General features: G+C 72.3%; 8 protein-coding genes. 2 read left to right on the top strand and 6 right to left on the bottom strand.

Going from position 1 to position 9,946, the window contains the following annotated elements:
• Nucleotides 1-124 precede the first annotated feature (124 nt).
• The 3 genes from P1P70_RS33720 to deoC are packed head-to-tail and all read right to left on the bottom strand — an operon-like array spanning nucleotide 125 to nucleotide 3,439.
• Nucleotides 125-1,021 (bottom strand): aldehyde dehydrogenase family protein, encoded by an 897-nt coding sequence (locus P1P70_RS33720; RefSeq protein ID WP_319244602.1) that lies wholly within the window; start codon nucleotides 1,019-1,021, stop codon nucleotides 125-127.
• Nucleotides 1,014-2,450 (bottom strand): aldehyde dehydrogenase family protein, encoded by a 1,437-nt coding sequence (locus P1P70_RS33715; protein WP_319244600.1) that lies wholly within the window; start codon nucleotides 2,448-2,450, stop codon nucleotides 1,014-1,016. The genes P1P70_RS33720 and P1P70_RS33715 overlap by 8 nt, the downstream gene beginning before the upstream one ends.
• 5 nt (nucleotides 2,451-2,455) lie before the next feature.
• Complete coding sequence (gene deoC / locus P1P70_RS33710; protein ID WP_319244598.1) at nucleotides 2,456-3,439, bottom strand: deoxyribose-phosphate aldolase; 984 nt, start codon at nucleotides 3,437-3,439, stop codon at nucleotides 2,456-2,458.
• A 220-nt stretch (nucleotides 3,440-3,659) separates the two neighbouring features.
• Between deoC and P1P70_RS33705 the strand changes: the two genes are divergently transcribed.
• Together P1P70_RS33705 and P1P70_RS33700 are read left to right on the top strand one after the other, a co-directional pair.
• Nucleotides 3,660-4,325 carry a PH domain-containing protein gene (locus P1P70_RS33705; protein WP_319244596.1) on the top strand — a complete coding sequence of 222 codons (666 nt, stop codon included), beginning with the start codon at nucleotides 3,660-3,662 and terminating at the stop codon, nucleotides 4,323-4,325.
• Between the two features lie 199 nt (nucleotides 4,326-4,524).
• Nucleotides 4,525-6,303 (top strand): hypothetical protein, encoded by a 1,779-nt coding sequence (locus tag P1P70_RS33700; RefSeq protein WP_319244594.1) that lies wholly within the window; start codon nucleotides 4,525-4,527, stop codon nucleotides 6,301-6,303.
• 89 nt (nucleotides 6,304-6,392) lie between these two features.
• On the opposite strand, the gene P1P70_RS33695 is transcribed toward P1P70_RS33700, so the two are convergent.
• The 3 genes from P1P70_RS33695 to P1P70_RS33685 all read right to left on the bottom strand — a co-directional run bounded on the left by P1P70_RS33695 (nucleotide 6,393) and on the right by P1P70_RS33685 (nucleotide 9,771).
• Complete coding sequence (locus P1P70_RS33695) at nucleotides 6,393-8,024, bottom strand: phospho-sugar mutase (protein WP_319244592.1); 1,632 nt, start codon at nucleotides 8,022-8,024, stop codon at nucleotides 6,393-6,395.
• 310 nt (nucleotides 8,025-8,334) lie between these two features.
• The gene (locus P1P70_RS33690; protein WP_319244590.1) at nucleotides 8,335-9,159 is read right to left on the bottom strand and encodes a purine-nucleoside phosphorylase; all 825 of its coding nucleotides are present in this window, start codon (nucleotides 9,157-9,159) and stop codon (nucleotides 8,335-8,337) included.
• Nucleotides 9,160-9,333: 174 nt separating this feature from the next.
• Nucleotides 9,334-9,771, bottom strand: coding sequence for a gamma-glutamylcyclotransferase (locus P1P70_RS33685; protein WP_045562870.1), 438 nt, complete (start codon nucleotides 9,769-9,771; stop codon nucleotides 9,334-9,336).
• Nucleotides 9,772-9,946 lie beyond the last annotated feature (175 nt).

The raw sequence follows: 9,946 nt of genomic DNA, 5'->3' as shown, positions 1-9,946 counted from the left end.
GGGCTGAGGGGAGTCGAGGGCTTCGAGGGATGGGAACCGCGCGGACCGTGGGACGGCGCGGGCCGTCCGTGGCTGGTCGCGCAGTTCCCCGCGCCCCTTACGGGCTCCTCTCAGTTCGCCGAACTCAGTACGCCGAGCCCGACGCCCCCAGCGACCCCGTCGGGTGCCAGACCGTCTTCGTCTCCAGGAACGCGGTCATACGGTCGGTGCCGGGCGTGGCCGACCAGTCGTCCACAGGCTGTGGACGCAGGACGCGCTTGAGGTTGTCGGCCGCGGCGATCTCCAGTTCCTTCGCAAGGACGTCGTCCGCGCCGGCCAGGTCGATCGCGTTGACGTCCTGGTGGGCGGCGAGGGGCGTCGCGATCTCCGACGTACGGCCGGAGAGGACGTTGACCACGCCGCCGGGGACGTCGGAGGTGGCCAGGACCTCGCCGAGGGAGAGGGCCGGGAGCGGGGACTTCTCGCTCGCCACCACGACCGCGGTGTTGCCGGTCGCGATCACGGGGGCCAGTACCGAGACCAGGCCCAGGAACGAGGACTCCTGGGGGGCCAGGACCGCGACCACACCCGTCGGTTCGGGGGAGGACAGGTTGAAGTACGGGCCCGCGACCGGGTTCGCGCCGCCGACCACCTGGGCGATCTTGTCGGTCCAGCCCGCGTACCAGACCCAGCGGTCGATCGTGGCGTCCACCTGGGCCGCCGCCTTCGACTTCGACAGGCCTTCCGCGTCGGCGACCTCCGAGACGAACTGCGCCCTGCGGCCCTCCAGCATCTCTGCGACGCGGTAGAGGATCTGGCCGCGGTTGTACGCCGTCGCGCCGGACCAGGCGCCGAACGCCTTGCGCGCGGCCACGACCGCGTCACGGGCGTCCTTGCGGGAGGAGAGCGGGGCGTTGGCCAGCCAGTTGTCCTTGGAGTCGGTCACCTCGTACACCCGGCCGCTCTCGGAACGCGGGAACTTCCCGCCGACGTACAGCTTGTAGGTCTTGAAGACGCTCAGACGGTCGTTGCGGTCAGACATCGAGGTACGCCTCCAGGCCGTGGCGGCCGCCCTCGCGGCCGAAGCCCGACTCCTTGTAGCCGCCGAAGGGCGACGTCGGGTCGAACTTGTTGAACGTGTTGGACCAGACGACGCCCGCGCGCAGCTTGTTCGCGACGGCCAGAATCCGGGAGCCCTTCTCGGTCCAGATGCCCGCCGACAGGCCGTACTGGGTGTTGTTGGCCTTGGCGACCGCCTCGTCCGGGGTGCGGAAGGTGAGGACGGAGAGGACGGGGCCGAAGATCTCGTCACGGGCGATGGTGTGCGCCTGCGTGACGTTCGTGAACAGCGTCGGGGCGAACCAGTAGCCGGAGGTGGGCAGTTCGCAGGCCGGGGACCAGCGCTCGGCGCCCTCCGACTCGCCGCGCTCGACGAGCGAGGTGATGCGGGTCAGCTGCTCCTCGGAGTTGATCGCGCCGATGTCCGTGTTCTTGTCCAGCGGGTCGCCGAGACGGAGCGTGGAGAGCCTCCGCTTCAGGGAGTCGAGGAGTTCCTCCTGGATCGACTCCTGGACGAGGAGGCGGCTGCCCGCGCAGCAGACCTGGCCCTGGTTGAAGAAGATGCCGTTGACGATGCCCTCGACGGCCTGGTCGATCGGGGCGTCGTCGAAGACGATGTTCGCGCCCTTGCCGCCCAGTTCGAGGGTGAGCTTCTTGCGGGTGCCCGCGACCGTCTTCGCGATCTGCTTGCCGACCGCCGTGGAGCCCGTGAAGGCGACCTTGTTCACGTCCGGGTGCGCGACCAGCGCCGCGCCCGTGTCGCCGTATCCGGGGAGGATGTTGACGACGCCCTTCGGGAGGCCCGCCTGGCGGCAGACGTCCGCGAAGAAGAGGGCCGAGAGGGGGGTCGTCTCGGCGGGCTTCAGGACCACCGTGTTGCCGGTCGCCAGGGCCGGGGCGATCTTCCACGCCAGCATGAGCAGCGGGAAGTTCCACGGGATGACCTGGCCCGCCACGCCGAGGGGGCGGGGGTCCGCGCCGAAGCCGGCGTGGTCGAGCTTGTCGGCCCAGCCCGCGTAGTAGAAGAAGTGCGCGGCGACCAGGGGGAGGTCGGCGTCGCGGGTCTCCTTGATCGGCTTGCCGTTGTCCAGGGTCTCCAGGACGGCCAGCTCGCGGGAGCGCTCTTGGACGATGCGGGCGATGCGGAAGAGGTACTTCGCGCGCTCCGCGCCCGGGAGGGCCGACCACTTCTCGAACGCCCTGCGGGCGGCCTGTACGGCGCGGTCCACGTCCGCCTCGCCCGCCTGGGCGATCTCGGAGAGGACCTCCTCGGAGGCGGGGCTGACCGTCTTGAAGACCTTGCCGTCGGCGGCCTCGGTGAACTCGCCGTCGATGAACAGGCCGTAGGAGGGGGCGATGTCGACGATCGCCCGGGACTCGGGGGCCGGTGCGTATTCGAATGCGGAAGCCATGGGGATCAGTCCACCGTCACGTAGTCGGGGCCGGAGTAGCGGCCGGTGGCCAGCTTCTGGCGCTGCATCAGCAGGTCGTTGAGGAGCGAGGACGCGCCGAAGCGGAACCAGTGGTTGTCCAGCCAGTCCTCGCCGACGGTCTCGTTGACCAGGACGAGGAACTTGATCGCGTCCTTGGTGGTGCGGATGCCGCCGGCGGGCTTCACGCCGACCTGGACGCCGGTCTGGGCGCGGAAGTCGCGGACGGCCTCCAGCATGAGGAGGGTGTTGGCGGGGGTGGCGTTCACCGCGACCTTGCCGGTGGAGGTCTTGATGAAGTCGGCGCCCGCGAGCATGCCGAGCCAGCTGGCGCGGCGGATGTTGTCGTAGGTCGAGAGCTCGCCCGTCTCGAAGATGACCTTCAGGCGGGCCGATGCGCCGCAGGCCTCCTTCACCGCGGTGATCTCCTCGTAAACCTTGAGGTAGTTCCCCGCGAGGAACGCGCCGCGGTCGATGACCATGTCGATCTCGTCGGCGCCGGCGGAGACGGCCTCGCGGACGTCCGCCAGCTTCACGGCGAGGGGGGCGCGGCCGGCCGGGAAGGCGGTGGCGACGGAGGCGACCTTGACCGTGGAGCCGGCGACGGCGGCCTTGGCGGCGGGCACCATGTCGGGGTAGACGCAGACCGCGGCCGTGGCGGGCGTGGTGCGGTCGGTGGGGTCGGGGAGGACCGCCTTGGCGCCGAGGGACCGGACCTTGCCGGGAGTGTCCGCGCCTTCCAGGGTCGTCAGGTCGACCATGGAGATGGCCAGGTCGATGGCGTACGCCTTGGCGGTCGTCTTGATGGAACGGGTGCCGAGTGAGGCGGCGCGCGCCTCCAGGCCGACCGGGTCGACGCCGGGCAGCCCGTGGAGGAAGCGGCGCAGCGTGCTGTCGGACGCGGTGACGTCGGCGATGGGGGCACCTCCCACGCGTTCAGCAGTGGGGGAGTGGGGTGCAGCTGTGGACATGGTCACCAGACGAGCATATCTACGCGCGTAGCGGGTGTACAGCCCTCGGATTGTTCGAACGGGCGCGTGCGGATGGCTTGAGCGGGCGCGTGCGCGGGCGGGGGTCCTCGTCGTGCGGCGGGTGCGGGTGGTGTGTGGCTGGTCGCGCGGACCCCCGCGCCCTTCACGGGGCGCGACCTCGGCTGCGGGCAGGTGGGCGGCGTCGGGCAGAATCGGACGTATGAGCACCTCGGATCAGGCCTCCGCGTCGACGCCCGGCAAGCCCGGTACGCCCGGCAAGCCCGTGTACAAGGACCGGGCCTACCGGTCGCCCGCCGGGCTGGTCGGCGGGGCGCTGCTGCTCGGGCTGATCGCCTGGCTCGGTGGGGACGCGGTGGTGTCCGGCGAGGGGCGTACGCCTTGGCTGGCACTGGCCTCGATGTTGGTGGCCGTGCCGGTGGTCGTCGCGTTCTCGGTCCGGCCGGCGGTGTTCGCCAACGACGACCGGCTGCGGGTGCGCAATCCGTTCCGGGTGATCGAGCTGCCCTGGGCGTGCGTGGTGTCGCTGCGGTCCGGATACACGAACGAGGTGATCGACGAGAGCGGCACCAAGTATCAGCTCTGGGCGATTCCCGTCTCGCTGCGGGGGCGCAAGAAGGCACACCGTCAGCAGGCCCGGGAGGCGCACCGGGCGGCCAAGGGGGGCGGTGGCGGACGTACCGCCGAGGTCGGACGGCCCGTGCGGGCGGAGACCGACCAGGTCATGGCCGATCTGCGGGACCTGTGCGAGGCGCGGGCGAAGGCGGCCGGGTCGCAGGGGAAGCCGAGTGTGCGGTGGGCCTGGGAGATCGTGGGACCCGCGGCGGCCGGGGCCGTGCTGTTGGCGGTGCTGATCGCGGTGGCGTGACCCAGGCTCCGGTGATGCGGTGGGTGCGTGCGGGGGCGGTGTGACGTAGGGCTCCGGGTGCCGGTTCGGCGGAAGGAGTCCGGACGCCTGTTCTATGGTGGCGCTGCTCGTGTGTCCCGCCTTCACAGCCTGGTTCGCTTGGATCGTGTCGGACCGCGCGCGGCGCATTGACGACGGCGGCCGGAGTGTCCACAGAACGATGAGTACCGAGCTCGATTCCCAGTCCCCGCCCGGGGCCTCCCCACCGCCGCGTCCGCTGCCCGTGCACGCCGTGCCCGAGGGGGCCGTCGCCTGGAGCGGCGAGAAGTTGGAGGCCTGGGCGCGGACCCGGCCACCCCTGTGGGTGCCCGCGCGGACCCGGCCGCTGCATCTGCTCGCCGTGGTACCGGGTGGCCTGATCGTCGGATTCTGGCTGGCGAACTTCGTGGAGCTGCCCGCCGCCCTCGCCGCGTTGGTCCCGCTGCAACTGGTGTGGACCCTGGTCAGGCCCGAGGTCGTACGGTTCTCGGCGCCCGTACTGATGCTTCTGCTGGCCTGGTACGGCGGCTCGCACGACGTGCCGACCCTGGTGGGGGGCGTCGCCGCGACCTTGACGTGGGCCATGGCCGAGATCCGGCTGAGCAAGCGCCGGCTGCAGCGGCAGTGGGCTTCGGTCGCCGCCGAGGGGGTCACCGCCAAGGTGCCGGACGAGGTCGGGCCGCTGCGGCGCGGACGGTTCCTCATGGGGTTCGGGTGCCTGCTGACCGTGGTCGCGGTGGGGGTGCTCTCCTCCGTCTCCGGCTGGGACGTCGCCACCGACCGGCACGAGGTCACGCTCGTCGGCTGGTTCGTGGTCGGCTGGGGGCTCACCTCGCTGCTCTCCGGCTGGCTGGGACGCAGACGGGCCGCCGCGCTGCGGGGCACGCCGGTGCCGGTGCTGCGGGTGCTCGTCCGGGACGGCGCCGACGGGGACGCCGAGGTCTTCGCCGCCGACGACGTGGAGGCGCTGCGGCCGTTGTTCACGGTCGCCACCGAGGAGTGGTACGACGACGACGCCGACGCCGACGACGAAGAGTACGAGGCCGAGGACCAGAACGAGCGGCGCGACGCCGGGGAGGAACGGGACGCGCTTCTCGACGCCGTCCAGGGCGTCGACGATGACGACGACCAGCCCGGTCCCCTGCGCGAGGCTGTGCTGTACGGGGTGCCCCACGACGGGGCGGAGATCGTGATCGTCAGCGCGGCGGAGGTGCCGGCGGCGGAGACTCCGGAGGTGACGCAGGAGACGGAAGCGGCCGAGGGCGGCGGCACGTCCGCCGAACTGGTCGTCGAGTCGTCCAGCGGGCCGGTGCGCCCCTTGTCCGACCGGACCGTACGGCACCGGGCCGCCGCGCAGCGGGCCCGGGCGAAGCGGCACACGGTCCACGAGGAGCTGCGGGCCACGGCCGTCACGGAGAGCCGGGCCCGGCTGGGGGACGAGCCGGTGTCCGTACGGCGCTGGCGCGCGGGCTGGGCGGACTGGGCCGCCGCCCTGTTCATGATCGTCGCGATCGCCGCAGTGGCGCTCTACCCGGACGGCCTGACGCGGTACGTCCTCGGCGGTGTCCTCGGCGTCTTCGGCGTCCTGACGTTGCCCCAGATGCTCACCTGGCGCATCACGGCCGACCGTTCGGGGCTGTGGCTGAGCGGCTGGGGCCGGCACCGGCACATCGAGTGGGACGACCTCGCGACCGTGCGGTGCGCCGGTTCCGTGCTCACGGTGGACAGCCGTCGGGAGTCGTTCCAGGTCTGGAGCGTCCGGGCAGAGCGCTGGCGCTGGCTGGAGCGGAAGCTGCGGCTCGTTCACCCGTACGAGAGGACCGCCGCCGAGATCACCGCCATGTGGCGGGACCCGGCGCTGCGGCCCGAGGGGGAGTACCGGGGCCGGAGGATGCCCTTGTGGCCGTTGAGCGTGGTGCTCGCCGTGGGGTGGGCGGCGGTGTTGGTCCTGGTGCCGTAGGGCGCTGCCCCGGCCGGTGTCGGCCCTGGACATGGCGAGAGGCCCCGGCCGGTGATCCGGCCGTGGCCTTTGGTGTGCGCGGGGCGCGGTCAGATGCCCGCTGCCGCCGAGAGGTCGCGCTTGATACCGGCCAGCAGGTCCGTCGCCTTCGCGCGGGCCGCCGGGAGGGCTGCCAGGTCGGCGACGGGCACCACGACCTCCAGGTAGCACTTGAGCTTGGGCTCGGTGCCGCTGGGGCGGACGATGACACGGGCGCCGTCGAGTGTGTAGCGCAGGCCGTCCGTGGGCGGGAGCCGGTCCGTGCCCCGGGTCAGGTCCTCGGCCCTGGTGACGGGCAGCCCGGCGAGGGCGGTCGGCGGCTGTTCGCGGAGCCGTTCCATCGCGCTGGCGATGAGCGAGAGGTCCTGGACGCGGACCGAGAGCTGGTCGGTGGCGTGCAGGCCGTGTTCGACGGCGAGGTCGTCCAGCAGGTCGAGGAGGGTGCGGCCCTCCTCCTTCAGCTGCGAGGCGAGCTCCGTGATGAGCAGGGCCGCCGTGATGCCGTCCTTGTCGCGGACGCCCTCGGGGTCGACGCAGTAGCCGAGCGCCTCCTCGTAGCCGTAGCGCAGGCCCTCGACGCGCGCGATCCACTTGAAGCCGGTGAGGGTCTCCTCGTAGGGGAGGCCCGCCTTCTCGGCGATACGGCCGAGGAGGGAGGAGGAGACGATCGACTCGGCGAAGGTCCCCCGGGCACCACGCGCGACCAGGTGGGCGGCGAGGAGCGCGCCGACCTCGTCGCCGCGCAGCATGCGCCAGTCGGCGCCGTCCTTGACCGCGACGGCACAGCGGTCGGCGTCGGGGTCGTTCGCGACGATCAGGTCGGGGTCCGTCTCGCGGGCCTTCGCGAAGGCCAGGTCCATCGCGCCGGGCTCTTCCGGGTTGGGGAAGGCGACCGTCGGGAAGTCCGGGTCCGGGTCCGCCTGCTCGGCGACGAGAACGGGCTCCGGGAAGCCGGCCCGGGCGAAGGCCGCGACCAGGGTGTCCTTGCCGACGCCGTGCATGGCCGTGTAGACCGTGCGGGCGGTCCGGGGGGAGCCGGGCGCGAGGACCGCGTCCGTACGGGCCAGATAGGCGTCCAGGACGCTGTCGTCGAGGGTGTCCCAGCCGGCGTCGGGGCGGGGGACGTCGTCGAGGGAGCGTACGGCGTCGATCTCGGCCGCGATCCCGGCGTCGGCCGGGGGCACGATCTGGGAACCGTCGCCCAGGTAGACCTTGTAGCCGTTGTCGCGCGGCGGGTTGTGGCTGGCCGTGACCTCCACGCCGGCCACCGCGCCCAGGTGCCTTATGGCGAAGGCCAGGACGGGCGTGGGCAGGGGGCGGGGGAGGACGGCCGCGCGCAGGCCCGCGCCGGTCAGCACGGCGGCCGTGTCGCGGGCGAATTCGGCGGACTTGTGGCGGGCGTCGTAGCCGATGACGACGAGGCCGCCGGTGGCGCCCTGCTGGTTGAGGTACGCGGCGAGGCCGGCGGCGGCGCGGATGACGACCGAGCGGTTCATGCGCATGGGGCCGGCGCCGAGTTCGCCCCGGAGGCCGGCCGTGCCGAACTGGAGGGTGCCGGAGAAGCGGGTGGTCAGTTCCGCCGTGTCCGCCGCGTCGATCAGCCTGCCGAGTTCGGCCCGGGTGTCCGGGTCGGGGTCCTCGGCCAGCCACGCCTTGGCGCGGGCGATCAGGTCGTCGTGCACGGGGGTCAACCTCTCGTTCTTTGTTTGTGTGTCGGTTCGATTGTGCTCGCCCCCGCCGCCCCTACCCGTCCCGTCCCAGGGGCTGCCGCCCCTTCGACCCCGCGTTCGGTGGGTACTGCGGGTGCGGGTGGGTGGGGGCTGGTCGCGCAGTTCCCCGCGCCCCTGAAAGATTCAGGCCCTGCGGGCCTGGAAGGCGACGGTCCGGCGCCCCTGAAAAGCATGGGCGCAGCCCTGCTTTTCAGGGGCGCGGGGAACTGCGCGAGAAGTCCCCACTTGCCCGCACCCGACGACGAAACACGCGCTCGGCGTACTACAGCCGGTTCAGGACCTGGGTCAGCAGCGCGCCCATGCGGGTCGCCGAGTCGCGGCCGGCCTGGAGGACCTCTTCGTGGTTGAGGGGCTCGCCCGTCATCCCGGCCGCCAGGTTCGTCACCAGGGAGATGCCCAGGATCTCGGCGCCCGCCTCGCGCGCGGCGATGGCCTCCAGGACCGTGGACATGCCGACGAGGTCCGCGCCGATGACGCGGGCCATGCGGATCTCCGCCGGGGTCTCGTAGTGCGGGCCCGTGAACTGCGCGTAGACACCCTCCTCCAGGGAGGGGTCGATCTCCTTGCACAGGGCGCGCAGCCGCGGGGAGTAGAGGTCCGTGAGGTCGACGAAGTTCGCGCCGACGATCGGCGACGTCGCCGTCAGGTTCAGGTGGTCGCTGATCAGCACCGGCTGGCCGGGACGCATGCCCTCGCGCAGACCACCGCAGCCGTTGGTGAGGACGATCGTCTTCACACCGGCGGCGACGGCCGTACGGACGCCGTGCGCGACGGCGGCGACACCGCGCCCCTCGTAATAGTGGGTGCGGCCCAGGAAGACGAGCGCGCGCTTGTCACCGATCCGGTACGAGCGGACCTTGCCGCCGTGCCCCTCGACCGCCGGCGGCGGGAACCCGGGCAGCTCGGTGACCTGGAACTCGGCCTCGGGGGCGCCGAGGGCGTCCACGGCCGGGGCCCAGCCGGAGCCCATCACGAGGGCGACGTCGTGGGTCTCGGCGCCCGTCAGCTCACGCAGGCGCGTGGCGGCGGCGTCGGCGGCGGCGTACGGGTCGCCCTGGATGTCGTCCGGAAGAAGAGATGCGTTCACGCGACGAGAGTATCCGGTTTGAGCCTACGCGCGTAGATGACCAGGCTCACGGGATCGTGATCGTTGTCTTGTCGTTTCCAACGGGGTCACGGGCGGGGTCACGGGCGAGGGTGCCGGCGGGAGTGCGGGCGCAGGGTGCTGGCGGGGGTGGGCGCGCGGTCGTCGGCCGGTCCCTCAGCAGGGGCGTTTGCGCAGTTCCATGACGTAGTCGTGGGGCGCGCCCGCCGACTCCGCCGCGTCCGCGACCTCGCCCAGGTAGCGGGCGGAGGGCAGCCCGCCCTCGTAGCCGTTGAGGACGTAGACCCAGGCCGGTTCCTCACCGTCCAGCGTGTGTACGCGGACCCGCATCCGGCGGTATATGTCCAGGCCCACGCCGACCCAGCGGTCCATCGCGTCCTCGTCCATGGGGGCGATGTCGTACAGGGCCACGAAGACCTGGGAGCGAGGGGCCTCCACGACCGTGGCCAGGGCGCCCTCCCAGCCCATGTGCTCGCCGCCGAAGGTCAGCCGCCAGTCGTTCAGCCAGCCGGTTGCGCGCAGCGGGGAGTGGGGAGCGCGGCGGGACATCAGGCGCGAGTCCAGGTTGCCGGCGTAGGCGGCGTAGAGCGACATGGGGAGAGGGTACGGGAGCGCTCCGTTTGGGGCGGGGGGCGTCCGAGGGGGGTGGGGAGACTGTGGCAGGGCGCGTGCGGGTGCGCCGCGTCTGGTCGCGCGGTTCCCCGCGCCACTGGTGATAGCCCTGCGGGCAGAACACCCCTCCCCGCACCCCCCAGCACGGAGCCCAACG

This window comes from Streptomyces sp. MB09-02B (assembly GCF_033794485.1).
Lineage (GTDB): Bacteria > Actinomycetota > Actinomycetes > Streptomycetales > Streptomycetaceae > Streptomyces.
The sequence above is the reverse complement of the archived record's forward strand: the minus strand, read 5'-3'. Positions and strand labels throughout refer to the sequence as shown.